Annotated in this window: 25 protein-coding genes; 16 read left to right on the top strand and 9 right to left on the bottom strand. The window is 70.1% G+C overall.

Annotation, left to right across the window (positions count from 1 at the left end):
• Complete coding sequence (gene lnt, locus QL987_RS02445; RefSeq protein WP_290156111.1) at nucleotides 1–1,596, top strand: apolipoprotein N-acyltransferase; 1,596 nt, start codon at nucleotides 1–3, stop codon at nucleotides 1,594–1,596.
• Between the two features lie 121 nt (nucleotides 1,597–1,717).
• Complete coding sequence (locus QL987_RS02440) at nucleotides 1,718–2,068, top strand: RNA polymerase-binding protein RbpA (protein ID WP_111073696.1); 351 nt, start codon at nucleotides 1,718–1,720, stop codon at nucleotides 2,066–2,068.
• Nucleotides 2,069–2,138: 70 nt separating this feature from the next.
• Here the strand turns inward: QL987_RS02440 and QL987_RS02435 are convergent, their stop codons facing one another.
• Nucleotides 2,139–3,302, bottom strand: coding sequence for an SPFH domain-containing protein (locus QL987_RS02435; RefSeq protein WP_290156109.1), 1,164 nt, complete (start codon nucleotides 3,300–3,302; stop codon nucleotides 2,139–2,141).
• A complete protein-coding gene (locus tag QL987_RS02430; RefSeq protein ID WP_253463127.1) occupies nucleotides 3,299–3,772 on the bottom strand; it encodes an NfeD family protein in 474 nt (157 codons plus the stop codon). Before QL987_RS02430 ends, QL987_RS02435 begins: the two co-directional genes overlap by 4 nt.
• Nucleotides 3,773–3,967: 195 nt before the next feature.
• Here QL987_RS02430 and QL987_RS02425 point away from each other — a divergent pair, with 195 nt between their 5' ends.
• The 3 genes from QL987_RS02425 (at nucleotide 3,968) to QL987_RS02415 (ending at nucleotide 5,463) form a co-directional block, all read left to right on the top strand.
• Complete coding sequence (locus QL987_RS02425; RefSeq protein ID WP_290156108.1) at nucleotides 3,968–4,729, top strand: SDR family oxidoreductase; 762 nt, start codon at nucleotides 3,968–3,970, stop codon at nucleotides 4,727–4,729.
• Between the two features lie 5 nt (nucleotides 4,730–4,734).
• On the top strand, nucleotides 4,735–5,187 hold the full coding sequence (locus QL987_RS02420) for an NUDIX domain-containing protein (RefSeq protein WP_290156107.1): 453 nt from the start codon (nucleotides 4,735–4,737) through the stop codon (nucleotides 5,185–5,187).
• A 114-nt stretch (nucleotides 5,188–5,301) separates the two neighbouring features.
• Nucleotides 5,302–5,463, top strand: a complete 162-nt coding sequence (locus QL987_RS02415) for a hypothetical protein (RefSeq protein ID WP_221849539.1) — start codon at nucleotides 5,302–5,304, stop codon at nucleotides 5,461–5,463.
• Between the two features lie 36 nt (nucleotides 5,464–5,499).
• Here QL987_RS02415 and QL987_RS02410 read toward each other — a convergent pair whose 3' ends face one another.
• Nucleotides 5,500–5,919 carry an arsenate reductase ArsC gene (locus QL987_RS02410; RefSeq protein WP_290156106.1) on the bottom strand — a complete coding sequence of 140 codons (420 nt, stop codon included), beginning with the start codon at nucleotides 5,917–5,919 and terminating at the stop codon, nucleotides 5,500–5,502.
• 546 nt (nucleotides 5,920–6,465) lie between these two features.
• Between QL987_RS02410 and QL987_RS02405 the strand changes: the two genes are divergently transcribed.
• Genes QL987_RS02405 through QL987_RS02395 form a run of 3 tightly spaced genes read left to right on the top strand, consistent with a single transcriptional unit; the run spans nucleotide 6,466 to nucleotide 8,323 of the window.
• Entirely contained in the window at nucleotides 6,466–6,900 is a 435-nt protein-coding gene (locus QL987_RS02405; RefSeq protein ID WP_290156105.1) for a hypothetical protein, read from the top strand.
• 55 nt (nucleotides 6,901–6,955) lie between these two features.
• Nucleotides 6,956–7,372, top strand: a complete 417-nt coding sequence (locus QL987_RS02400; RefSeq protein ID WP_111073471.1) for a MauE/DoxX family redox-associated membrane protein — start codon at nucleotides 6,956–6,958, stop codon at nucleotides 7,370–7,372.
• A 33-nt stretch (nucleotides 7,373–7,405) separates the two neighbouring features.
• Nucleotides 7,406–8,323: a pentapeptide repeat-containing protein gene (locus QL987_RS02395; RefSeq protein ID WP_290156103.1), complete on the top strand. Its 918-nt coding sequence runs from the start codon at nucleotides 7,406–7,408 to the stop codon at nucleotides 8,321–8,323.
• Between the two features lie 111 nt (nucleotides 8,324–8,434).
• Here the strand turns inward: QL987_RS02395 and QL987_RS02390 are convergent, their stop codons facing one another.
• Nucleotides 8,435–9,115, bottom strand: a complete 681-nt coding sequence (locus tag QL987_RS02390) for an SDR family NAD(P)-dependent oxidoreductase (RefSeq protein ID WP_290156102.1) — start codon at nucleotides 9,113–9,115, stop codon at nucleotides 8,435–8,437.
• 118 nt (nucleotides 9,116–9,233) lie between these two features.
• On the opposite strand from QL987_RS02390, the gene QL987_RS02385 reads away from it, so the two are divergent.
• A complete protein-coding gene (locus tag QL987_RS02385; protein ID WP_290156101.1) occupies nucleotides 9,234–10,058 on the top strand; it encodes a helix-turn-helix domain-containing protein in 825 nt (274 codons plus the stop codon).
• 83 nt (nucleotides 10,059–10,141) lie between these two features.
• Here QL987_RS02385 and dhaM read toward each other — a convergent pair whose 3' ends face one another.
• The 3 genes from dhaM to dhaK form a co-directional block, all read right to left on the bottom strand.
• Entirely contained in the window at nucleotides 10,142–10,885 is a 744-nt protein-coding gene (dhaM, locus tag QL987_RS02380) for a dihydroxyacetone kinase phosphoryl donor subunit DhaM (RefSeq protein ID WP_290156099.1), read from the bottom strand.
• The gene (dhaL, locus tag QL987_RS02375; RefSeq protein WP_221849546.1) at nucleotides 10,882–11,508 is read right to left on the bottom strand and encodes a dihydroxyacetone kinase subunit DhaL; all 627 of its coding nucleotides are present in this window, start codon (nucleotides 11,506–11,508) and stop codon (nucleotides 10,882–10,884) included. Before dhaL ends, dhaM begins: the two co-directional genes overlap by 4 nt.
• A gap of 61 nt (nucleotides 11,509–11,569) precedes the next feature.
• Entirely contained in the window at nucleotides 11,570–12,571 is a 1,002-nt protein-coding gene (dhaK, locus tag QL987_RS02370) for a dihydroxyacetone kinase subunit DhaK (RefSeq protein ID WP_290156097.1), read from the bottom strand.
• 369 nt (nucleotides 12,572–12,940) lie between these two features.
• Here dhaK and QL987_RS02365 point away from each other — a divergent pair, with 369 nt between their 5' ends.
• On the top strand, nucleotides 12,941–13,663 hold the full coding sequence (locus QL987_RS02365; RefSeq protein ID WP_258376613.1) for an MIP/aquaporin family protein: 723 nt from the start codon (nucleotides 12,941–12,943) through the stop codon (nucleotides 13,661–13,663).
• A gap of 206 nt (nucleotides 13,664–13,869) precedes the next feature.
• Entirely contained in the window at nucleotides 13,870–15,381 is a 1,512-nt protein-coding gene (gene glpK / locus QL987_RS02360; protein ID WP_111073464.1) for a glycerol kinase GlpK, read from the top strand.
• Between the two features lie 125 nt (nucleotides 15,382–15,506).
• Here the strand turns inward: glpK and trpD are convergent, their stop codons facing one another.
• Nucleotides 15,507–16,571 carry an anthranilate phosphoribosyltransferase gene (trpD, locus tag QL987_RS02355; RefSeq protein ID WP_221849549.1) on the bottom strand — a complete coding sequence of 355 codons (1,065 nt, stop codon included), beginning with the start codon at nucleotides 16,569–16,571 and terminating at the stop codon, nucleotides 15,507–15,509.
• Nucleotides 16,572–16,641: 70 nt separating this feature from the next.
• On the opposite strand from trpD, the gene QL987_RS02350 reads away from it, so the two are divergent.
• The 5 genes from QL987_RS02350 (at nucleotide 16,642) to QL987_RS02330 (ending at nucleotide 22,069) form a co-directional block, all read left to right on the top strand.
• Complete coding sequence (locus QL987_RS02350) at nucleotides 16,642–17,280, top strand: heme-copper oxidase subunit III (RefSeq protein WP_110902297.1); 639 nt, start codon at nucleotides 16,642–16,644, stop codon at nucleotides 17,278–17,280.
• Nucleotides 17,281–17,300: 20 nt separating this feature from the next.
• Nucleotides 17,301–18,116: a c-type cytochrome gene (locus QL987_RS02345; protein ID WP_290156096.1), complete on the top strand. Its 816-nt coding sequence runs from the start codon at nucleotides 17,301–17,303 to the stop codon at nucleotides 18,114–18,116.
• Between the two features lie 33 nt (nucleotides 18,117–18,149).
• Nucleotides 18,150–19,217 carry a Rieske 2Fe-2S domain-containing protein gene (locus QL987_RS02340; RefSeq protein ID WP_111073461.1) on the top strand — a complete coding sequence of 356 codons (1,068 nt, stop codon included), beginning with the start codon at nucleotides 18,150–18,152 and terminating at the stop codon, nucleotides 19,215–19,217.
• The gene (locus QL987_RS02335) at nucleotides 19,214–20,905 is read left to right on the top strand and encodes a cytochrome bc complex cytochrome b subunit (RefSeq protein ID WP_221849550.1); all 1,692 of its coding nucleotides are present in this window, start codon (nucleotides 19,214–19,216) and stop codon (nucleotides 20,903–20,905) included. The genes QL987_RS02340 and QL987_RS02335 overlap by 4 nt, the downstream gene beginning before the upstream one ends.
• Before the next feature lie 204 nt (nucleotides 20,906–21,109).
• A complete protein-coding gene (locus tag QL987_RS02330) occupies nucleotides 21,110–22,069 on the top strand; it encodes a phosphodiesterase (RefSeq protein WP_290156095.1) in 960 nt (319 codons plus the stop codon).
• Nucleotides 22,070–22,108: 39 nt separating this feature from the next.
• Here QL987_RS02330 and QL987_RS02325 read toward each other — a convergent pair whose 3' ends face one another.
• Nucleotides 22,109–23,662, bottom strand: a complete 1,554-nt coding sequence (locus QL987_RS02325) for a stealth conserved region 3 domain-containing protein (protein ID WP_111073695.1) — start codon at nucleotides 23,660–23,662, stop codon at nucleotides 22,109–22,111.
• Nucleotides 23,663–23,726 lie beyond the last annotated feature (64 nt).

Genomic DNA, 23,726 nt, shown 5'->3' with positions numbered 1-23,726 from the left:
GTGACGGTCCTCGGGACAGCCGCGCGCCCGGCGCGGGCGGGCGTCCGGCATGCGCACGGGCCGTCGACGCCGGACGTGCCGGGTTCGGCGTCCGTCTTCGCCGCGCTGCCGCTCGGACAGTCGGTGCCCCTCTCGGTGATCGGTGGCCTGCTCTTCGCGCTGTCGTTCCCGTCGCCGGGCTGGTGGTTCCTGGCCTACCCCGCCGTGGCGTGCCTGCTGCTCGCGGCGATGGGCCAGCGTGCCCGTCGGGCGTCCTGGCTCGGCCTGCTCGCCGGTGCCGTGTTCTGGGTGCCGGCGATCTCCTGGGCCGGGCGGTACCTCGGCCCGGTGCCGTGGTTCGCGCTGGCGTTGCTCGAGGCGGCCCTCTTCGCCCTCGGCACGGTCGCGATCGCACTGGCGTACCGGTGGGTCCCGCGGGTGGTGACCTCGACCGCCGGGCGGGTGTGGGGCCTCCCGGCCGTGGTGGCCGCTCTGTGGACCGGACGCGAGTGGTTCTCCGGCAGCTGGCCGTACGGCGGGTTCGCCTGGGGCCGGGTGGGCCTGTCGCAGTCGCAGGGTCCCTTCACGCACATCGCCGCGTACGTCGGCGTGCTCGGGCTGAGCTTCGTCGTCGTGTACTGCGTCGCCGTGGTGGTGTCGCTCGGGCTGGTCGGCGGTGTCCGGCTGCCGATGCGCATCGCGACCGCCGGGCTGCTCGTGTCGGCGGTGCTGGCCGTGCCCGCGTGGCCGACCGCGGTCCACGGCACCGTCCGGATCGAGTCCGTGCAGGGCAACGGCCCGGCGGGCTACTTCGACCGCGCACAGCCTGGCGACGTCCTGCGCTCCCAGGTCGCCGCGACCGACGTCGACGCCCGCGGGGTCGACCTGGTGGTCTGGCCCGAGGCGGGCGCCGAGTACGACCCACGCCGCGAACCGGTCATCGCCGGAGCGCTCGACGCGGTCGTGCGGAGCGTCGGCGCGCCCATCGTCGCCGGAGCCGTGACGCAGACCTCGTCGGGCGTGCTGCACAACACCTCGTTCGTCTGGGGTGCGGACGGCTGGCAGGCCTCCTACGACAAGAAGCGCCCGGTGCCGTTCGGTGAGTACGTGCCGGACCGCTGGTTCTACTCGAAGCTCGCGCCGTCGCTGATCGGCCTGCTGCAGCGCGACTACACGCCGGGGACGAAGCCGAACGTGCTGCCGGTCGCGGGCATCCGGGCCGGCGTGATGATCTGCTTCGACGTCGTCGACGACGGGTTGACCGCCGACCTGGCGCGTGGAGGAGCGCAGGTGATCCTGGCGCAGACGAACAACGCGGACTTCGACGGCACCGACGAGAACCTGCAGCAGCTCGAGATCGCGCGGATGCGGGCGGTCGAGACCGGACGGTCGCTCGTCAACATCTCCACCGTCGGAGCGTCCCAGGTGATCGACCCGGACGGTCGCACGATCGACCGGGTGCCCGCGTACACGGCGACCTCGATGGTGACCGACGTCCCGCTCGGCACCTCGACGACGCCCGCCACCGTGGTGTCCGGGGACGTCACCCTGGTGCTGTCGCTCGGCGGGCTGCTCGTGCTGCTGGCCTGCGCTCCCTGGCGTCGTCGGCACCGCTGACGTCGTCCTGCGGGTGCCGATCGGACCCCGCGCACTGGGAAGGGACTGTGAATGCAGCCCCACCGGAACGAAACCCGGGTGGTGTGGGTTTGACCGGGGGAACGAGCGAGAGGAGTCGGACATGGCTGATCGGAGTCTCCGAGGCATGCGGCTCGGGAGCCAGAGCCTCCAGAGCGAGGACGGTGTCGAGCTCTCCGAGCGGAAGCGCGCCGTCTACCAGGCGGCATCGGGTGAGACCTTCGACGTGGTGTTCTCCGCCGACGCCGAGGTCCCGCAGGTGTGGTCGGACCCACGGAGCGGTTGGGAGGGGCGTCTCCTCGGCGAGGACGGCAAGCCCGTCGAGATCGCTGCCGAGGACGTCAAGGCACCACGTACCCACTGGGACATGCTGCTCGAGCGGCGCTCCCGGGAAGAGCTCGAGGAACTGCTGGAGGAACGTCTCCAGGTCCTCCGGGCCCGTCGCGGCGCCTAGTCGCACCAGACGAGAACGGCCCGCTCCCCAGCAGGGGAGCGGGCCGTCGTCGTGTCCGAGGTCAGTCGGTTCAGTCGCGAGCGGGGTCCGTGCCGAACGCGGCGTCGGCTTCGCTCTCGGCGGCCGAGAGTCGATCACCCATGCTGCGGTCCGACTGGGCCAGGCGGTCGTCGAGCTCCGACGGCGGCACGATGTCCGCGACGGAGGCATCGGCCGCGGGGGAGCCGGAGCGTCCGGCGCCGTCCCGTGCCTGGGTGTTGGCGAGGCTCTCGTCAGCGAGCTTCGAGATCCGCGACAGGAAGTCCGATCCGGCAGCGCCACCGGCCGCCGACCCACCGGAACCGGTCCGCTGGGCACTGAAGCCCTTCGCGATGCCGGACAGCGCCTCGGTGAACTCGCTCGGGATCATCCAGAGCTTGTTCGAGTTGCCCTCGGCGATCTTCGGGAGCATCTGCAGGTACTGGTAGGACAGCAGCTTCTCGTCCGGGTCGCCCTGGTGGATGGCGTCGAACACGGTCGCGATGGCCTGCGCTTCACCCTCGGCCCGGAGGACCTGGGCCTTCGCGTCACCCTCAGCACCGAGGATCGCCGCCTGTCGCTGGCCCTCGGCCTCGAGGATCTGCGACTGCTTCGTGCCCTCGGCCTGCAGGATCGCCGCACGACGGTTCCGCTCGGCGCGCAGCTGCTGCTCCATCGCGTCGACGATCGACACGGGCGGCTCGATGGCCTTGAGCTCGACTCGGCCGACGCGGATGCCCCACTTGCCGGTCGCCTCGTCGAGGACGACACGGAGCTGGCCGTTGATGTTGTCGCGGCTGGTCAGTGCCTCTTCGAGGTTCAGCCCACCGACGACGTTGCGGAGCGTGGTGGTCGTGAGCTGCTCGACGGCGCCGAGGTAGTTCGCGATCTCGTAGGTGGCGGCGCGGGCGTCGGTGACCTGGAAGTAGACGACCGTGTCGATCGAGACGACCAGGTTGTCCTCGGTGATGACGGGCTGCGGCGGGAACGAGACGACCTGTTCACGCATGTCGATGAGCGGCCGGAGCCGGTCGATGAACGGCACCAGCAGGTTCAACCCCGGAGTGAGGGTCTTGTGGTACTTGCCGAGTCGTTCGACCACGCCGGCGGTGGCCTGGGGGACGATGCGGATGGCCTTCGCGAGGACCGTGATCACGAAGATCACGATGACCACGATCAGGACGATGAGCACGACCGTCCCGGTGGAGAGCGTCATTGGGCTGCCTTCTGTTCGATGCGGACGACGGCGGTGGAGCCTTCGATGGACTCGACGACCACGCGCGTGCCGAGCGGCGGCGTGCGGTCGACGGCGCCGGCGGCGAACCGGGCGCTCCAGGTCTCACCGTTGGCCAGGCGGACCTGACCGGGGGCGGAGGGTGTGAACGCGAGGGCGACCGTGCCGGCCATGCCGACCAGTCCCTCGACGCCGGTGCGGTGCGGATCGGCACCGCGGTTCAGCGCCTGCAGCACACGAGGACGGACGACGGCGAGCAGCAGCAGTGCGAGCACCGCGGCGATGATAGCGCTGAGCCACCACGGGGCGCCGAGCAACGCGGCGATCAACCCGCCGGCGGCACCGGCCGCGAGCATGAGGAAGATGAAGTCGAGGGTGAAGACCTCGACCACCCCCAACACGAGCACCAGGGCGATCCACACGATCACCTGGGTCCAATCCGAGACGTTCACGCGATCTCCCTCCCTTGCATCGCGCACGGCCTTCGCAGCATCGCGATGTCCGGTCCTGTTGCGTCCAACGTATCAGCGACCACTGATCGGCAGGTGGCACCGACCGGCTCGGGTGGTGGCGGGCGCACGCTTGCTAGGCTCGATGCCGCCCGGGACGACCAGGACCGGCGCCGCCCCACGACAGGAGACAGCACTGTGAGCAGCCCCCTCGCCCCCGGATCCCTCGAGGGCACGCGCGCCCTCGTCACCGGCTCCTCCCGCGGCATCGGCGCGGACACCGTCGGGTACCTGGCCGAGGCCGGCGCGAAGGTCGTCGTCAACTACCGCAACAAGGCCCGTCGTGCCGAGCAGATCGTCGAGAAGGTCGTCGCGGCCGGGGGAGCGGCCCTGGCCCTGCAGGCCGACCTCACCGACCACGACTCCGTGCAGGCCATGGTCGACGCCGTCGTCGCCGAGTGGGGCGGCATCGACCTGCTCGTGCTCAACGCCTCCGGCGGCATGGAGTCCGGGATGGGCGAGGACTACGCGCTCCGCCTGAACCGTGACGCCCAGGTCGACATGCTCCAGACCGCGGTGCCGCACATGCCCTCCGGCTCGCGCGTCGTCTTCGTCACGAGCCACCAGGCCCACTTCGTCGAGACCGCCGAGACCATGCCCGAGTACGTCCCGGTCGCGAAGAGCAAGCGCGCCGGCGAACTCGCCCTCCGCGAGCTCCTGCCCCAGCTCGAGGCGGCGGGCATCGAGTTCGTCACCGTCTCCGGCGACATGATCGAGGGCACCATCACCGCGACCCTGCTGAACCGCCTGAACCCCGGCGCGATCGAGGGCCGTCGGGACGCCGTCGGCAAGCTCTACAGCGTCTCCGAGTTCGCGGCCGAGATCGCCCTCGCCGCGGTCGAGCCGATCCCCGCCGACCACACCAAGCTCGTCGGCGACGTCAGCTCCTTCACGGCCTGATCGAAGTGACCGCCGCACCCGGCCTGCGCCGGACCTCCCGCATCCTGCTGCTCGACCCCGACGGGCGTGTGTTCCTCATGGACACGAACGCGCCGTCGTCCGACGGCGCGCACCGCTGGATCACGCCGGGCGGCGGTGTGGACCCGGGGGAGTCGCACCGTGACGCCGCGATCCGCGAACTCCGCGAGGAGACCGGCATCGTCATCGACGAACCCGGCGAGCCGGTCTGGTCGTGGGACTTCGCCGTCGAGTGGGACCAGGCCGACCACGACCGCGGGCACGCCGAGTTCTACGTGGTCCGGACGCCCGGCTTCGCGCTGTCCGATGCCGAGTGGACCGACGACGAGCGGGTCGACATCCTCGCCTCGCGCTGGTGGACGGCCGACGAGCTCGACGCCACTGACGAGCCCTTCGAGCCGGCGGAACTGCCGGACCTGGTGCGTCGCCACCGCGACTGACCACGAGCCGGGAGGCGCGGTGCAAGGCCGCCACGGGCCTCCAGTCCGACGGTCCGTCCGGTGCCCGGTCCGTCCCTGCGAGCGACACGCCGTCGTCGGCGTAGCGTCGCGCCCATGACGTACAGCCAGCCGGATCCGGCAGAAGAGACCACGCAGGCAGAGCCCGAGCAGCCCGACACGGAGCAGTCCACCGTCGGCGAGCAGGGTGAGGAGCACGCAGCGCTCGAGATCGACAGCTCGGACGTCCCGACGACGTCCGACGACTCGTCGAACTGACGCTCGCACAACACGCCGGACGCCTGGTGACGGCACTCAGACGAGTGTCGACACCAGGCGTTCGACGCGTCCGCGGACGTCGTCGCGGATCGGGCGGACGGCCTCGAGCGGCAGGCCTGCCGGGTCGGTGAGCTCCCAGTCCTCGTAGCGCTTGCCGGGGAACACCGGGCAGGCGTCGCCGCAGCCCATCGTCACGACGACGTCGGCGTGCCGGACGGCGTCCGTGGTGAGGATCGCGGGGGTCTGGCCGACGATGTCGATGCCGACCTCGTGCATGGCGGCCACCGCGACCTGGTTCACCTGGTCGGCGGGTTCGGAGCCGGCGGAGAAGACGTCGACGCGGTCGCCGGCGATCGCGCGGAGGAACCCGGCCGCCATCTGCGAGCGGCCGGCGTTGTGCACGCAGACGAACAGGACGGCCGGGCGGCGGGCGGGCTGGACTGGTGCGTCGGTCATGTGCCCATCCTGCCGGACGGGTGGCGGCTCCGGTCGGCGCGTGCCGCGTTCCTGGCGGGTGCCGCACAACAGAAGCTCGTCCGAACCGTGGCATCCCGTGGTTCCGGCAGGCTTCTGTTGGGCGCAGCCGTGCTGAACCAGGACGCCGGAGCGTCAGGCCGGGCTGGGCAGGGTCCGGCAGCCGTAGCGTGCGCCGCACAACAGATGCTCGTCCGAACCGCGGCTTCCCGTGGTTCCAGCAGGCTTCTGTTGGGCGCAGCCGTCGTGAACCGCCGCGCCGGAGCGTCAGGCCGTGCTGGGCGGGGTCCGGCAGCCCCGAGCTGTGCGCCGATAATGCATATTATGTCAGCTCGGTCGTATTCAGCAACTGGCCACAAGCTCGCGGCCCCCCGTGCTCCCCGTGACCGGCCGTGACCACGACGTCATCGACTCCGCCCCCTGAGGTCGCGCAGGAGCGCGACCAGCAGGGCGGCCGGGAGGCCCGTGGTGACTCCGCCACGGGCCTCCCGGCCGTTCGACGGGACCACGTGTTAGGTTGTGCGCAACATGATTGCACGCAGCAGGATCACCAGCGCGGTCGGCGCCGCCCTCAGCGCGCACGGCACGGCGGCCCTCGTCACCGAGCCGCTCGGTCAGCGCGCCCGCCGGCTGGCCGACCGCGGCTTCGCCCCCGGCGTCCCGCACGCGATCCTCGTCCCGCTGCTCGAGGTCGTGTCCGGCACGCTGCTCCCGCGCACCGGACTGGTCGGCGCCGCCGCAGCCGCCGCTGCCACCGCGCTCGGTGCGGTCCGCGTCGGAGCGGACGTCGAGGACCGCACGGTCACCACCGGCACCGCTGCCGCGGTCGGCCTGACCGTCGCCGGGCTCGCCGCCGCAGTGCGCGCGACCCGTGGCCGCTCCCGCGCGGGCCTCCTCGCCGTGATCGGCACCGTCGTCGTGTTCGAGCTCGTCCGCCGCCGCCGCGTGCTCCGGGCGCGCTGACCCGATCCACCTCCTTCCCGTCCCGCTCCCCCACTACCGAAAGGCACCCGAACCGATGTCCCGTCGCCGTTCCTCCCGCTCCTCCGTCCCCCGTACCGTCGTCCGCATCCTGCTCGGCGCGACGATGACCTGGGCCGGCATCAGCCACCTCACCGTCGCCCGCGAGGAGTTCCGCGCCCAGGTGCCGAAGTTCGTGCCGCTCGACCCCGACGTGACGGTCCTGGCCTCCGGCATCGCCGAGATCTCGCTCGGCGCCGCCCTCATGCTGCTCGTCCGTCGTCAGGCGACCGTCGGCTGGGTCGCCGCGGTGTTCTTCACGGCGATCTTCCCCGGCAACATCGCGCAGTGGATGCACCACCGCGACGGCTTCGGGCTGGACACCGACACCAAGCGCTTCGTCCGCCTGCTGTTCCAGCCGGTGCTCATCGCCGTCGCACTCTGGGCCACGAACGCGCTCCGCAAGCGCCGCTGAGCCGCCCCTCGCGGTGAGCTAGCCTCGTCCGAGATGACGACACGTACCCGGGTCACCCTCGGTCGCCGCGAGGACCTCGGCGCCGACTGCGCCAACTGCTTCGGCCTCTGCTGCGTCGCGTTGGCGTTCACCCGGTCGGTCGACTTCCCGGTGGACAAGGACGCGGGCGACCCGTGCGCCAACCTCGACCCCACCGACGGGTGCACGATCCACCCGCGCCTGCGGTCCGAGGGGTTCCGGGGCTGCACGGTGTTCGACTGCTCGGGTGCCGGGCAGAAGGTGTCCCGGCACACTTTCGCCGGCCGGTCCTGGCGGGATGACACAGCCACCAGGGACGCGATGTTCGCGGTCTTCCCCGTCGTCCGGCGGCTGCACGAGCTGCTCCGGTACCTGGACGAGGCGATCACCCTCGCCCAGGATGCCCGGGCAGCCGCACCGCTGACGAAGCGGTTCGACCGGGTCCGCGCCCTCAGCGACGCGGACCCGGACACGCTGCTCGCGACGGACGTGGGCGCGGAGTACGACGCCGCCCGTCCGCTCCTCCTCGATGCGAGTCGGGAGGCGCGCGCCAGTGACGCCCGTACCCGGAACGCCCCCACCCGGAACGCCGGCGCCCAGCACACCGGCAGCGTCCGCGCCACGACGAGCGACGACCGCCGCATCGGCCGTCTGCGTGTCGGCCCCGGCGTGGACCTGCTCGGCGCCGACCTGCGGCGGGCGGACCTTCGGGGCGCGAGCCTCCGCGGAGCGCTCCTCATCGGCGCCGACCTGACGGGTGCCGACCTCCGCCGGTGCGAGTGCATCGGCGCGGACCTCCGCGACGCGGACCTGTCCGGTGCCGACCTCCGGGGCGCGGTCTACCTGACGCAGATGCAGGTGAACGCGGCACGCGGCGACGCACGGACCCGCCTCGACGACGGGTTCCAGCGGCCGTCCCACTGGGCAGCCTGACCCGCGCCATCGCAGACCGACGACGCACCGCGACCAGACTGACGGACGGGAGGCCCGTGGCGGATCCGCCACGGGCCTCCCGTCCGTCGTCGGCTCGGCGACCGGTCGTCGTCAGTAGTCGACGCGCCCGTGCCGGTTGTGGAACTCGCCGGTCGGCCCGTCCGGACCGAGGAGCGCGAGCATGACGGTGGCGTCCGTGCCCTCGGTCACCGTCTGGTGACCGGAGTGCCCGTTGAAGTCCGTCGCGGTGTAGCCCGGGTCGCTGACGTTGACGCGGAAGCCCGGCAGGTTCTTCGCGTACTGCACGGTGAGGGTGATGACGGCGGCCTTCGACGCGGCGTACGGGATGCTCGGCACGTGGAACTCGTCGTGTCCCGGCGTGCTGAGGAACCGCGGCCAGCCGACGCCGGACGCGACGTTCACGATGACGGGGTTCTCGGAGGCACGGAGCAGCGGTAGCGCAGCCTGGGTGACCCGGACGATGCCGGTGACGTTGGCGTCGAGGACGGACGCCATCGCATCGGCGGTGAGGTCGTCGACCCCGTGCGCGGTCCCGAGCACCCCGGCGTTGTTGACGAGGACGTCGAGCGCCGGGATCGACGCGACGGCCTCGTCGATGCTCGACTGGTCGGTGACGTCGAGGCGGACGACGGTGGCGCCGAGGGCACGCACCTCGACGGCGTCGTCCGGGTTGCGGACGCCGGCGTACACGGTGTGGCCGGCTTCGAGGAGTCGGCGGGCGGTCTCGAGTCCCAGGCTGCGGTTCGCCCCGGTGATGAGTGTGGTGGTCATGGGGACCATCGTGCTCGCTCTGCCCCGACTCCCCCAGGCCCCGGTCGACGTGCTGTCCGGTGGACCCTGGGACTGTGAGTACCACGGTCCCGCGGTCGATCCGCGCGAGGATGGGTGCATGAGCGAGTTCGCCGACGTCCTGCGGTCCTGGCGCGACCGGGTCACCCCCGCCGAGGTCGGGCTGCCCGCCGGTGTCGGGCGGCGGACCGCGGGGCTCCGCCGTGAGGAGCTCGCGGCCCTCGCCGGCGTCAGCGTCGACTACGTCGTGCGTCTCGAGCAGGGCCGTGCGACCAACCCGTCACCGCAGCTGCTCGCCGCCCTCGCCACCGCGCTCCGTCTGACCGAGCCGGAGCGCGACCACCTGTTCCGCGTCGCCGGCGCCGCTCCCCCGTCGCGCGGGCTCGTCCCCCGGCACATCACGCCCGGCGTGCAGCGGATCGTCGACCGGCTGACGGACGTGCCGCTCGCCGTGTTCACCGCCAGCCACGACCTGCTGCACCGCAACGAGCTCTGGGCCGCGGCCACGGGCGACGGCGACCGGTGGCAGGGGCGCTCGGCGAACCTGGTCTGGCAGTTCTTCACCGACGGCCACGCCGGGGTCGACTTCGACGACGAGCACGCCGAGGCCTTCGCGTCGGACCTGGCCGCCGACCTCCGCACCGCGCTCGGTCGCTACCCGGACGACCGCCACCTCGCCGAGCTCGTGCGGGACCTGCGGGCGACGAGCCCCGAGTTCGAGCGGCGCTGGGGTGAGGCCCGGATCGCCGAGCACCGGACCAGCCGCAAGACCCTGCGGACGCCGGTCGGCCCGATCGAGGTCGACTGCGACACCCTCTCGGTGCCGGGCAGCGACCTGCGGATCGTCGTCTACACGGTGGTCCCCGGCAGCGAGGACGCGTCGCGACTCGACCTGCTGCGGGTCACGGGCCTCCAGCGCGTCTGACCCCCCGCGGGACGCAACGTGGGCGGCACCGCGCAACGGAGTACCGCTGCGAGGAACCGCCCACGTTGCGTCTTGCGAGAGGACTACTCGCCGAAGCCGGACCGGACCAGGTCCGTCAGGACGTCGACCGCGGCGCGTGCGTCGGGGCCCGAGGCCTCGATCGTCACCGCCGCCCCCTTCGGCAGCGCGAGCGCCATGATCGCCAGCAGGCTCTTCGCGTCGACGCCGTTCACCCGGACGGACGCGTCGTGCTTCGCGGCGGTCTTCACGAACTCCGCGGCGGGACGTGCGTGCAGGCCGGACGCGTTGACCAGCTCCACGGTGGCGGACGCGTGGGTCCCGTCGGCCGCAGCAGCGTGGGTCCCGTCGGCCGCACCGGCGTCGGTCACGTGGGGCGCGCCTCCCGGGAGGCCCGTGGCCGCGTCGTCGGGACCGGCGTCGGTCTCGGCACCGGCAGCGCTGGCAGCAGCCGCCAGGACCGCGTCGACGTCACCGCCGGTCTGGGCGGCGACCGCCGCGGCGACGGTCCCCTCGACGATCGGGGCGTCCGAGACGTGGACCCGTGCACGCAGGTCGTCGTCGAGGAAATCGAGCGCGGTGTCCGTCGTGAGGTAGGCCGATCCGAGGTCGCAGAGCACGACGATGCCGTCCGCTCCGGCGAGCTGTTCGATGCCGGCGGTGATCGCCTCGAACGAGGTGCCGATGCCGCCCTCGTCGGTGCCGCCCGCTGCGACGAGCTGCACGTCGCCGGCCATCTGCCGGGCGATGTCGACCGTGCCCTGGGCAACGGCGGCGCTGTGCGAGACGACGAGGATGCCGACGCTCATGCCGCGTCCACGGCCGCGCGCAGGACGTAGGCGCTCGACTGGGCGCCCGGGTCGCGGTGCCCGACGGCACGGTCGCCGAGGTAGCTCGCACGGCCCTTCCGGGCGACGAGTGCGTCGGTCGACTCCGCGCCGGTGGCGGCGGCGTCGGCGGCCGCGGCGAGCACGCGCTCCGGGGTCTCCCCCGCTGCGGCTGCCGCAGCTGCCGCGTCGACGGCCGGCGTCCACGCGTCGATCATCGTCTTGTCGCCGACCTCGGCCTTGCCGCGGGAGACGACGCCGTCGCGGGCCGCGGTGAGGACCGCGACGAGCGTGTCGGCGTCGAGCTCCGTGGCGTCGCCGGCGGCCTGGGCTGCCTTGAGGTACGCGGTGCCGAACAGCGGACCGGCCGCACCACCGACCGTGGAGATGAGTTTCGTCGCGACGAGCTTGAACACGGCGCCCGGGGTCTCGAGGTCCGCGTCGTCGAGTGCGACGAGCACCGCCCGGAACCCGCGGTCGAGGTTCTCACCGTGGTCGCCGTCACCGATCTCGCGGTCGAGCGTGATCAGCTCCGCCCGGTGCTCGTCGATCGTGGCGGCGGTGCGGCGGACCCAGTCGATGGCCCAGGCGGTGTCGAGCGACAAGGTGTGTCCCTTCGTGCGGCCGACCCGTGGTCGGCGTCGTGAGCGGAGTCGTCGTGCGGTGTCAGCGTCCCCAGCGGAGCGACGGCGTCTCCACCGGCGCGTCCCAGAGTGCGGTGAGGTCCTCGTCGAGCACCGTGACGGTGAGCGAGAACCCCTGCATCTCGAGGGAGGTGACGTAGTTGCCGACCAGGCTACGCGCGACCGTGTAGCCACGATCCGACAGGACCTCGGCGGCGCGTCGGTAGGCGATGTAGAGCTCTGACTGCGGCGTGCCGCCCATGCCGTTGACCAGCAGGAGCAGCTGCGAGCCGGCGGGTGCCTGTAGGTCGGTCAGGATCGGCTCGAGCACGCGGTCGACCAGTTCGTCGGCTGGGGCCATCGGGATGCGCTCGCGGCCGGGTTCGCCGTGGATGCCGATGCCGAGCTCGACCTCGTCGTCGGCCAGCGTGAACGAGGGCTCGCCGGCGTGCGGGACGGTGCCGGAGGCCAGCGCGAGCCCCATGGACCGGGTCACCTCGTTGACGTGCCGGGCCACCGCCGCGACGGCGTCCAGGTCGTCGCCCCGCTCGGCGGCGGCGCCGGCACACTTCTCGACGACCACGGTGCCGGCCACGCCACGGCGACCGGCGGTGAAGAGCGAGTCCTGCACGGCGACGTCGTCGTCGACCACGACGCTCTCGACCCGGACGTCGTCCATCGCGGCGAGCTCGGCGGCGGTCTCGAAGTTCAGGACGTCGCCGGTGTAGTTCTTCACGATGTGGAGCACGCCCGCTCCCCCGTCGACGGCCTTCGTGGCGGCGACGATCGGGTCGGGGGTCGGGCTGGTGAACACCGGGCCCGGCACGGCGGCGTCGAGCATGCCGTGTCCGACGAAGCCGGCGTGCAGGGGCTCGTGGCCGCTGCCGCCGCCGCTGACGATGCCGACCTTGCCGCTGACCGGGGCGTCCCGGCGGTGCAGGTGCAGCGGGTCCTCGACCAGCACCACGTGTTCGGCGTGGGCGAGGGCGAACCCCCGGACGGTCTCGATGACGACGTCGTGCGGGTCGTTGATGAGCTTCTTCATGCTGCGCCTCCGGGAGTGCGACGAGGGTGTGACACGGGTACGACACGGATGTCCGGCACCGGTCCACCGTCTGCACACCGCCGACGTCGTCCGGAGTCGGCTCACTGTACCGCCGGGACGAGTCCGCGCCAGGGGTCCGTCCGGGTACCTGTGCCGTCGTGCTGCACGTTCGTGCAGCCGTCGCTCGTCCCGAGCCGGTCCCCGAGTCCTCGCGCATCCACGTCCGGTGCACGTCCGTTCACTTTCGCCGGAATGCGGTTCGTGTCCATCACCCTCCGGAAATCCCCAGCACTATGCTCGGGCTCAATCACTCGACGGGGAGTGCCGGTGCTCAGCCGGGCCCCCGACCACAGCAAATCGGAGGTACCGGTGGACGACATCGGCGTCAAATTCCTGTCTGAGCTCGTCGGCACGGCGATGCTCATCATCCTGGGTGGCGGCGTGGTCGCCGCGGTCTCCCTCACGAAGTCCAAGGGCTTCGGCGCAGGCTTCCTCATGGTCACGATCGGTTGGGGCTTCGCGGTCTTCGCCGGCGTCACCGTCTCGTACAAGTCCGGCGGCCAGCTGAACCCCGCCGTGACCATCGCGCAGGCCATCATCGGCAACATCACCGTCGGCGAGATGTTCCTCTTCTGGCTCGCGCAGCTCATCGGCGCGATCATCGGTGCCGTCATCGTCTGGCTCGCCTACAAGCAGCACTTCGACGAGGAGCCCGACCCCGCGGCCAAGCTCGGCGTGTTCTCGACCGGCCCCGCGATCCGCAACTACGCGTGGAACCTCGTGACCGAGATCATCGGCACGTTCGTCCTCGTGTTCGTCGTCCTCGCCTTCACGAACGGCAAGACACCGACCGAACTCGGCGCCATCCCGGTCGCCTTCCTGGTGATCGCGATCGGTGTGTCGCTCGGTGGCCCCACCGGCTACGCGATCAACCCGGCCCGTGACCTCGGTCCGCGCATCGCGCACGCCTTCCTGCCGATCAAGGGCAAGGGCACCAGCGACTGGTCCTACGCCTGGGTCCCGGTCGTCGGCCCGCTCGTCGGTGGCACGATCGCCGCGCTGCTCGCCGGACCGCTGCTCCCGATGGCGTAGCTCGTCCCCGCACCAGCACGACGCACGACGCACGACCAGCACCACCCGCGCGGCCGCCGCACTGCACCTCCGACGTGGCGGCCGCGTCCCACCCAGCGCGTCCAGGCGCGCCGCACCACCCGCACCACCCGCACAACCCGCACCACCTGAGCGACCGGGTCGACCCGTCCCGTCCGCAGCACCGAACACCGTCGTAAGGAGCACCAATGGCCGACTACATCGTCGCCATCGACCAGGGCACGACCAGCACGCGAGCGATCGTCTTCGACCACTCCGGATCGATCGTCTCCGTCGGTCAGAAGGAACACGAGCAGATCTTCCCGCGCGCCGGTTGGGTCGAGCACGACCCGGCGGAGATCTGGGACAACACCCGCGAGGTCATCGGCCAGGCACTCTCCCGCGCCGACATCACCCGCCACGACGTCGCCGCCGTGGGCATCACCAACCAGCGCGAGACCGCCGTCGTCTGGGACCGCACCACCGGCAAGGCCGTCTACAACGCCATCGTCTGGCAGGACACCCGCACCCAGGCGCTCGTCGACAAGCTCGCCGACGGTGACACCGACCGCTACAAGGCCATCGTGGGCCTGCCCCTGGCGACGTACTTCGCCGGTACCAAGATCATGTGGATCCTCGAGAACGTCGAGGGCGCCCGTGAGAAGGCGGAGGCCGGCGACCTGCTCTTCGGCACCACCGACACCTGGGTCCTCTGGAACCTGACCGGCGGCACCGACGGCGGCGTGCACAAGACCGACGTCACCAACGCCTCGCGTACCCTCTTCATGGACCTCGAGACGCTGCAGTGGCGCGACGACATCCTGGCCGACTTCGGTGTGCCGAAGTCGATGCTCCCCGAGATCGTCAGCTCCTCCGAGGTCTACGGCCACGTCGAGTCCTCGAGCCTCCTCCGCGAGGTCCCGATCGCCGGCATCCTGGGCGACCAGCAGGCCGCGACCTTCGGCCAGGCCGCGTTCGACCAGGGCGAGTCGAAGAACACCTACGGCACCGGTAACTTCCTCATCTTCAACACGGGCACGGACATCGTCCGCTCGGAGAACGGGCTGCTCACGACCGTCGGCTACAAGCTCGGCGACCAGGAGACGCACTACGCACTCGAGGGGTCGATCGCCGTCACCGGATCGCTCATCCAGTGGCTCCGCGACAACCTCGGCATCATCGGCAGCGCGCCCGAGGTCGAGACCCTCGCCAAGTCGGTCGAGGACAACGGTGGCGTCTACTTCGTCCCCGCCTTCTCCGGCCTCTTCGCCCCCTACTGGCGTCCGGACGCCCGCGGTGCGCTCGTCGGCCTCACCCGCTACGTCAACAAGGGCCACATCGCGCGTGCCGCCCTCGAGGCCACGGCACTCCAGACCCGCGAGGTCCTGGACGCCGTCAACGCCGACTCGGGCGTCGAGCTCACCGAGCTCAAGGTCGACGGTGGCATGACCGCCAACGACGCGCTGATGCAGTTCCAGGCCGACATCCTCGACGTCCCCGTGGTCCGCCCGGTGGTCGCCGAGACGACGGCCCTCGGTGCCGCCTACGCCGCCGGCCTGGCCGTCGGCTTCTGGGCGAACCTCGACGAGCTCCGTGCCAACTGGCAGGAGGACAAGCGGTGGACGCCGTCCATGGACGCCGAGGAGCGCGAGCGCACGCTGCGCCTCTGGAAGAAGGCCGTCACGAAGACCTTCGACTGGGTCGACGAGGACGTCCGCTGACGTCGGTCGTCTGACCGACCACGCAACGACGGGAGGCCCGTACCGGTTCTGCGGAACCGGTACGGGCCTCCCGTCGTTGCGTGGTGCGCGCGACCCGACGCGTGCTCCCGTCGGGTGTCGGCTGCTCAGGGCGACGTGACGGCCGGCGCCACACCGACCCACTCGTCCAGTTTGCGCATGGCGGCGCCGGAATCGATCGAGTCCGACGCGATGACCAGCTGCTCGCGGAAGCGCTGCAGGATCGGGCGGTCCGCCTCGGTCGGGTCCTGCGCGAGACGGAAGGACACGAGCCCGGCGGCGGCGTTCAGCAGGACGATGTCGCGCACCGGTCCGGTCTCCCCCGCGAGCACCGTGCGGACGATCGCCGCGTTCTCCGCCGGCTCGCCGCCGAGCAGGTCCTCGGTCCGGGCACGGGCGATGCCGAGGTCACGCGGGTCGAGGTCGTGCTCGGTGATGCGGCCACCGGACACCTCCCAGATGTGGCTGTGGCCGGTGGTGGTGAGTTCGTCGAGGCCGTCGTCGCCGCGGAACACGAGTGCGGTCGCTCCCCGGGTCTGGAACACGCCCGTGATGATCGGCACGAGTTCGAGCTGTGCCACGCCCACCGCGTTCGCCTCGCACCGTGCCGGGTTCACCAGCGGGCCGAGGAAGTTGAACACCGTCGGGACCCCGATCTCCCGCCGGACCGGGGCTGCGTGGGCGAATCCGGGGTGGAACGCGCTGGCGAAGGCGAAGGTCAGACCGACACGCCGGAACGTCTCGGCGACACGCGCGGCGTCCATCGTGAGGTCGAGGCCGAGCGCGGCGAGCACGTCGCTCGAGCCGGACTTGGACGAGCTCGCGCGGTTGCCGTGCTTGACCACGGGCACGCCTGCGGCGGCGATGACGATCGCGGCCATGGTCGAGACGTTGACCGTGCCGACCACGTCCCCGCCGGTCCCGACGATGTCGAGCGCCATCGGGTCGACGTCGAGCGGGACGGCGGCGTCGAGGATCGCGTCGCGGAAACCGACCACCTCGTCGACGGTCTCGCCCTTGGCGCGGAGGGCCACGGCGAAGGCCGCGATCTGTGCGGACGTGGCCTTCCCCTGCACGATCTGCTCCATGGCCCATGTGGACTGCCTGATCGAGAGGTCCTCGCGCGCCATGAGCGCGCTGATCACGGCCGGCCAGGTGAGTGCGTCAGACATGGCTCGATCGTACTGATTCTGGAGGACCCGCCAGTTGCCTGCGAAAACACTGTCGGGGGTTTCCGCCATAATGGAAGACGTGACAAGCACCCCTCTCTCCAGATCCGTCAGCGGTCCGGTCTTGAACAGGCCGAACCCCGTTGCCGTGGGGACGATCGTGTGGCTGGGCAGCGAGGTCATGTTCTTCGCCGGCCTGTTCGCGATCTACTTCACGCTGCGAAGCACCTCCCCCGAGCTCTGGGCAACCGAGAGCGCCAAGCTCGAGGTGCCGTTCGCTTCGGTGAACACCATCGTCCTGGTGCTGTCGAGCTTCGCCTGCCAGTTCGCGGTCTTCGCCGCCGAGCGGTTCCAGGTGCACCGCACCAGCTGGAACCCCAAGGACTGGGGCATGACGGAGTGGTTCTTCGTCACCTACTGCATGGGCGCGATCTTCGTCTGTGGGCAGATCTTCGAGTACGCCAACCTCTGGCACGAGGGCATGACGCTCTCCTCGAGCGCCTACGGCTCCGCGTTCTACATGACCACCGGCTTCCACGGTCTGCACGTGACCGGCGGTCTCATCGCCTTCCTCCTCACGCTCGGGCGTGGGTTCGCCGCGAAGAACTTCGGGCACAAGGAAGCCACCACCGCGATCGTCGTGTCGTACTACTGGCACTTCGTCGACGTCGTGTGGATCGGTCTCTTCGCCGTCATCTACCTCCTCAAGTGAGAATCAGGCAGCCCCACAGCATGTTCAACACATCGAAGAAGAACAAGAAGGGCCGTCGCTCCCCCATGGCGACCGTGTCCCTCCTCGCCGTCGCACTCATGACGACGGGTGGTGCGTACGCACTGTTCAGCACGTCGGCCAACGCCGACGACAGCACCAACACGACACTGGCCGCATCCAGCCAGTCGCAGGTCAACGAGGGCCAGAAGCTCTTCGCGTCGAACTGCGCCACCTGCCACGGCCTCTCCGCCCAGGGCACCAGCGAGGGCCCGTCCCTCATCGGTGTCGGCGCCGCCTCGGTCGACTTCCAGGTCGGCACCGGGCGCATGCCGCTCGCCGCCCAGGGTCCCCAGGGTGAAGAGAAGCCCGAGCAGTTCACGGACCAGCAGGTCGACGCCATGGCGGCCTACGTCGCCTCGCTCGGCCCCGGCCCGTCGATCCCCTCGACGAAGCTCACCGACGGTGCCGAGGGCGACGCCGCCGAAGGTGCCGAGCTCTTCCGCATCAACTGCGCGATGTGCCACAACGTCGCCGGTGCCGGTGGCGCGCTGACCGAGGGCAAGTACGCGCCGAACCTGCGCGACGTCTCCGGCAAGCACATCTACGAGGCCATGCTCACCGGCCCGCAGAACATGCCGGTCTTCAACGACCTGAACCTGACCCCGGACCAGAAGGCCGACGTCATCACGTACCTCAAGTACGTGCAGGACAACAAGTCGCCCGGTGGCTTCGGTCTGGGTGACCTCGGCCCGGTGGCCGAGGGCCTGTTCATCTGGATCTTCGGTCTCGGAGCGGTCGTCGCGATGACCGTCTGGCTGACCGCGAAGACCAACTGATCGTCCGTGTCGCACGACACTGAAGGGAACACCATGGCAGAGCACGACGACGAGGCACTGAACTCGTCCTCGGCTGTCGAGAAGCACGGCGCCACGGAGCCGGTCGGGACCGCTGTCCTGCCGCACGAGCCGTTCGAGAACCCGGGCGAGCCGCCGCACCGCGCCCGCCGCACGGACGTCGACCCGAAGAAGCAGCGTCTGGCCGAGCGCCAGGTCGCGACGTTCTTCTACGTGTCGATCGTCGCGAGCGTCCTGTCGATCGCCGCGTACATCGCCTTCCCGATCGACCCGAACGACTTCGGCACGGTCCGCACTGCGAACCTCTTCCTCGGCCTCTCCATCACGCTCGCGCTGCTGGCATTGGGCATCGGTGCCGTCTACTGGTCGAAGACGCTCGTCTCCGACCGTGAGATCACCGAGATGCGCCACACCACGCGTGGCACGGACGCCACCCGCGCCAAGGCGGTCGAAGCCTTCCAGCTCGCCGACAAGGAGTCCGGGTTCAGCCGTCGCAAGCTGATCCGCAACTCCCTCATCGGTGCCCTGGTGGCCTTCCCCCTCCCCGGCATCGTCCTGGTGCGCGACCTCGCGCCGAAGGAAGACCCGAACGAGCTGCTCCGTCACACCTTCTGGAAGTCGGGCCTGCGTCTGACCAAGGACCCGACGGGTCTGCCGATCAAGGCCTCCGACGTCACCATCGGATCGGTGTTTCACGTCATCCCCGAGGGCATGCTCGACTCCGAGCACATGCTCGAGGAGAAGGCGAAGGCCGCCGTCCTCCTGATGCGCCTGGACCCGAAGGACCTGAACCCCGCCAAGGGCCACGAGAACTGGGGCTACGACGGCATCGTCGCGTACTCCAAGATCTGCACCCACGTCGGATGCCCGGTCGCGCTCTACGAGCAGCAGACGCACCACCTGCTGTGCCCGTGCCACCAGTCCACCTTCGATGTCTCGAACAACTGCGAGGTCATCTTCGGACCGGCGGCCCGCCCCCTTCCCCAACTTCCGATCTCGGTCGATGACGACGGCTACCTGGTCGCACAGAGCGACTTCCACGAGCCGGTCGGCCCGTCCTTCTGGGAGCGTGCCCGCTCATGAGCAGCACAACGACCACATCCCCCACCACCGAGTCGGCGAACAAGCCGGCTCCTGACCGTGGTTCGCGACTGATCAACTACACCGCGAACTACATCGACGAGCGCACCAGCATCTCCGGCCTGGTGAAGGAGGTCGGTCGCAAGATCTTCCCCGACCACTGGAGCTTCATGCTCGGTGAAGTCGCGCTCTACAGCTTCGTCGTCGTCCTGCTCTCGGGGACCTTCCTGACGTTCTTCTACCAGGCGTCGATGGCCGAGGTCGTCTACAACGGCACCTACGTCCCGCTCAAGGGCGTGGACATGTCGGTGGCGCTGCAGTCGACGCTGAACATCTCGTTCGAGATCCGCGGCGGCCTGTTCGTCCGGCAGATCCACCACTGGGCAGCACTGCTGTTCGTGGCCTCGGTCATGCTGCACATGGCCCGCGTGTTCTTCACCGGCGCGTTCCGCAAGCCGCGTGAGCTCAACTGGGTCTTCGGCTTCGTGCTCTGGGTCCTCGCCATGGCCGAGGGCTTCACCGGCTACTCGCTTCCCGACGACCTGCTCTCCGGCAACGGCTTGCGCATCATCGTCGGCATGATCGAGGGTGTCCCGGTCATCGGTGTCTGGATCGCCTACCTGCTCTTCGGCGGCGAGTTCCCCGGTACCGACATCGTCGGCCGCCTGTACACGCTGCACATCCTGCTGCTGCCGGCGATCCTCGTCGCGGTGCTCGGTGTCCACCTCGTGCTCGTCGTCATCAACAAGCACACCCAGTACGCCGGCCCCGGCAAGACCAACGACAACGTCGTGGGCGTCCCGATCCTCCCGGCGTTCGCCGCGAAGGCCGGTGGCTTCTTCTTCATCGTCGCGGGCATCCTCGCCGCCATCGCGTCGTTCTTCACGATCAACCCGATCTGGAACTACGGCCCGTACGACCCGTCCCCCGTGTCCGCCGGTACCCAGCCTGACTGGTACATCGGCTTCGCGGACGGTGCGCTCCGTCTGGTGCCGCCGCACTGGGAGGTCAACTGGTTCGGCTACACGGTCTCGTTCAACATCCTCGTGCCGATCGCGATCCTCATGGGTCTCATCGTGACGATCTTCGTGTACCCGTTCATCGAGGCCTGGGTCACCGGCGACAAGCGTGAGCACCACATCGCCGACCGCCCGCGCAACGCCCCGACCCGCACCGCGATCGGTGTCGCCGGCATCACGCTCTACGGTGCCCTGTTCACCGCGGCGTCGTCGGACCTCATCGCGACCCACTTCATGGTGTCGATCAACCACGTGATCCACGTGCTCCAGGCAACGACGGTCCTCGGCCCGTTCGTCGCCTTCTGGATCACGAAGCGTGTCTGCCTCGCACTGCAGAAGAAGGACCGCGAGATCGTCCTCCACGGGTACGAGTCGGGCCGTATCGTCCGACTGCCGCACGGTGAGTACATCGAGGTCCACGAGCAGCTCGACGAGTACGAGCGCTGGCGTCTGCTCGAGTTCAACGACTACAAGCCGCTGATGATCCGCCCGGACTCCCGCGGCCGAATCACCTCGCTGCAGAAGGCCCGTGCACGCGCCTCCCGCTTCTTCTTCGAAGACCGCATCGAGCCGGTGTCGAAGAACGAGCTCGAAGCAGCGCACGCCGCCCACCACGGTCCGGACCTCGAAGGGACCCACCAGGCCCCGCAGGTCGGTGCCGGTACGCGGTAGCGGTCACACTTCTCGGCAAGAACACACGAGCCTCCGTTCGCTTTGCGAACGGGGGCTCGTGTGTTCGCCTCATGTCGTTTCGCCTCAGGACACCGGACACGCCGCCCCAGTTCACGGGGCGTTCAGACGGCAGTGCTGGAATCGTCGAGGACGGTGTGGCACTGTGTTGCACCACGCACCCGCTGCCAACGGAAGAAGAGACCGATGGACGCCCGGACGGCTGAACACCCCAGGCCGAACCACTTCCTGCTCCACCTCAGCGACACCCACCTCATCGCCGGCGACGGCGCGCTCTACGGAGCCGTCGACTCCGCCGCACGACTCGGCCAGATCATCGCCGAGATCGAAGCCTCCGGCTCCCGCCCGGAAGCGATCGTCATCACCGGCGACGTCGCCGACAAGGGTGAACCCGGCGCCTACGTCAAGGTGCGCGACATCATCGAACCCGCCGCCGAACGCCTCGGCGCGCAGGTCATCTGGGCGATGGGCAACCACGACGAACGCGGGGCCTTCCGGCAGGAGCTCTTCGGCCTGCAGCCCACCGACCGTCCGGTGGACTTCGTCTACGACGTCAACGGTCTCCGCGTCATCACGCTCGACACGAGCGTCCCCGGGCACCACCACGGCGAGGTCTCCCCCGAGCAGCTCGACTGGCTCGCCGAGGTCCTGTCCGAAGCGGCTCCGCACGGCACGATCCTCGCGATGCACCACCCGCCGGTGCCCAGCGTCCAGGACCTCACCGTCCTCGTCGAACTGCGCGACCAGCCCGCCCTCGCCGAGGTGGTCGAGGGCAGCGACATCCTCACCATCATCGCCGGCCACCTGCACTACTCGACCAGTGCCGTGTTCGCCGGCATCCCCGTCTCCGTCGCCAGCGCCACCTGCTACACGCAGGACCTCAACGAGTTCCAGGGCGGCACCCGTGGCCGCGACGGTGCCCAGTCGTTCAACCTGATGCACGTCTACGGCCACCAGGTCGTGCACTCGGTCGTGCCGATCGGCACCTACTCGACCGTCGGGGAACCCGTTTCGTCGATCGAGACCGAAGCCCGTCTCGCCGCGGCCGGCGTCGTGATCCCGTCGGCCGTCGAGCCAGCGCCCGTCACGTCCTCCATACCGGTGTTCACGCTCGACTCGGTGCCGGTGTCCCCGATCCACCGCTGAGCGCCCAGGAGGGCCAGCCACGGCCCTCCTGGTGCAGCCTCAGGCGCTGGGGCGTTCCCAGGGTGCCGGGAACGGGAAGTAGCGCTCGAGGAAGTCGGTGACGCGCTCGGTGCGCTCTTCGTCGCTGACCTCCGGGAAGCTGCCGTCGTTCAGGCAGAACATGTCCACGTTCCGCTTCTTCAGCAGTTCGTCGAGCTCGCGGAGACCGGCTTCCATCGTCGTGTCGATGTACCCGACGGTGGCGTTCTCCTGGATGATCGCCCGCCCCGTCAACAGCGCGTAGTAGTGGTACAGCGAGTTCGTCACGGAGATGTTGTCTGCCGCGCGGAACCGGGAGCCGGCGGTCGCCGCGAACTCCGCCGCGAACTCGTGCTCCATCTCGGTCATGATGCTCTTCCGCAACGGCGTCGCCGCGTGCTCGAGGTGCCGGGTCGTGACCGCACCGAACCGCTGCTGCAGGAGCTTCCGGTTCACCCGCGCCGAGTTCTCGAACCCGCTGCGGGCCGGGTTGTTCGTCCCGAGACCGATCCGCGTGATCGCCAGGATGAACTTCGTCACCGAGCCCGGGCTGAAGAACATCGACGGGTCGACCTGGCGCCCGAAGAACATGTCGTCGTTCGAGTAGATGAAGTGCTCGCTGAGCCCGGGGATGTGGTGCAGCTGCGCCTCGACGGCCTGCGAGTTGTGCGTCGGCAGGACGGACGGGTCGGCGAAGAACTCCTCGCTGCGGACGATCCGGACCTTCGGGTGGTCGGCGAGCCACTCCGGCGCCGGCGAGTCCGTCGCGATGTAGATGCGACGGATCCACGGCGCGAAGATGTGCACCGACCGCAGAGCGTACTTCAGCTCGTTGATCTGCCGGAAGCGGGCCGGGGCGTCGTCGCCCTCCCCCAGTACGGCACTCGCCTGCGCGGCCTGACGGGCGCGCTGGTACTCGATCGCGTTGCCGTCGACCCACGAGAACACGATGTCGATCGGGAAGCGGATGTCGGACACGTGGTCGTCGAACATGTGCTCGACCGTGGACCAGCCGCGGCCGTAGCGCTCGATGTCGACGAGGACGAACTCCTCGATCGGCAGGCTGCGGCGCATCAGGGCGTTCTCGACGGGAGCCAGGACCTCGGTCTCGGTGACGCGCCAGAACTCCAGCTGCACGCTCGTCTCGGCGCCGTAGCGCAGGCGTCCCATCGGCTCGAGCCGGGGACGGAACAGGCGGAGCACGGGCTCGTCGGCTGAGCCGAAGCCGTCGTCCACGACGAGCAGGGCGGCCTTGCCCGGCGGCTTCGCGTAGAAGGGCTCCCCCGCGGCGGCGTCCATCACGGCGCTCTCGGCACGCTGCCGGTCGCGCTCGTCGATGGCGATGACGGGCCGCTGGTCGTTGCCGCGGATCAGCAGGTGGTCGACGTCGGCGGCGGTGAGGGCGTCGTCGAGGAACAGCAGGTCCTCGATCATCGACTGCTGGGGCGTGAGGTGCCCGTTGATGAGGGTGAGCCGTCCCTTGCGGAGGACGACGTCAGGACGGTCGAGACCGCCGGAGGACGGTCGAGGGGTCAGCAGAGGACTCTCGGTCACCGGCTCGGTCTCGTTGCTCATCCATGCCTTCCAGGTCGCACCGCCGCGCGCGATGCACAGCACGTGCGATCTTACCGGGAGGCGC

It is taken from the genome of Curtobacterium sp. APC 4022 (assembly GCF_030407555.1).
Taxonomy (GTDB): domain Bacteria; phylum Actinomycetota; class Actinomycetes; order Actinomycetales; family Microbacteriaceae; genus Curtobacterium.
This window is presented reverse-complemented; position numbering and strand designations above follow the sequence as displayed.

Coding starts and splice junctions, on each gene's coding strand:
- QL987_RS02440 (WP_111073696.1), top strand. CDS start 1,718: ATGGCTGATCGGAGTCTCCGAGGCATGCGGCTCGGGAGCCAGAGCCTC.
- QL987_RS02435 (WP_290156109.1), bottom strand. CDS start 3,302: ATGACGCTCTCCACCGGGACGGTCGTGCTCATCGTCCTGATCGTGGTC.
- QL987_RS02415 (WP_221849539.1), top strand. CDS start 5,302: ATGACGTACAGCCAGCCGGATCCGGCAGAAGAGACCACGCAGGCAGAG.
- QL987_RS02410 (WP_290156106.1), bottom strand. CDS start 5,919: ATGACCGACGCACCAGTCCAGCCCGCCCGCCGCCCGGCCGTCCTGTTC.
- QL987_RS02405 (WP_290156105.1), top strand. CDS start 6,466: ATGATTGCACGCAGCAGGATCACCAGCGCGGTCGGCGCCGCCCTCAGC.
- QL987_RS02400 (WP_111073471.1), top strand. CDS start 6,956: ATGTCCCGTCGCCGTTCCTCCCGCTCCTCCGTCCCCCGTACCGTCGTC.
- QL987_RS02395 (WP_290156103.1), top strand. CDS start 7,406: ATGACGACACGTACCCGGGTCACCCTCGGTCGCCGCGAGGACCTCGGC.
- QL987_RS02390 (WP_290156102.1), bottom strand. CDS start 9,115: ATGACCACCACACTCATCACCGGGGCGAACCGCAGCCTGGGACTCGAG.
- QL987_RS02385 (WP_290156101.1), top strand. CDS start 9,234: ATGAGCGAGTTCGCCGACGTCCTGCGGTCCTGGCGCGACCGGGTCACC.
- dhaM (WP_290156099.1), bottom strand. CDS start 10,885: ATGAGCGTCGGCATCCTCGTCGTCTCGCACAGCGCCGCCGTTGCCCAG.
- dhaK (WP_290156097.1), bottom strand. CDS start 12,571: ATGAAGAAGCTCATCAACGACCCGCACGACGTCGTCATCGAGACCGTC.
- glpK (WP_111073464.1), top strand. CDS start 13,870: ATGGCCGACTACATCGTCGCCATCGACCAGGGCACGACCAGCACGCGA.
- trpD (WP_221849549.1), bottom strand. CDS start 16,571: ATGTCTGACGCACTCACCTGGCCGGCCGTGATCAGCGCGCTCATGGCG.
- QL987_RS02350 (WP_110902297.1), top strand. CDS start 16,642: ATGGAAGACGTGACAAGCACCCCTCTCTCCAGATCCGTCAGCGGTCCG.
- QL987_RS02345 (WP_290156096.1), top strand. CDS start 17,301: ATGTTCAACACATCGAAGAAGAACAAGAAGGGCCGTCGCTCCCCCATG.
- QL987_RS02340 (WP_111073461.1), top strand. CDS start 18,150: ATGGCAGAGCACGACGACGAGGCACTGAACTCGTCCTCGGCTGTCGAG.
- QL987_RS02335 (WP_221849550.1), top strand. CDS start 19,214: ATGAGCAGCACAACGACCACATCCCCCACCACCGAGTCGGCGAACAAG.
- QL987_RS02330 (WP_290156095.1), top strand. CDS start 21,110: ATGGACGCCCGGACGGCTGAACACCCCAGGCCGAACCACTTCCTGCTC.
- QL987_RS02325 (WP_111073695.1), bottom strand. CDS start 23,662: ATGAGCAACGAGACCGAGCCGGTGACCGAGAGTCCTCTGCTGACCCCT.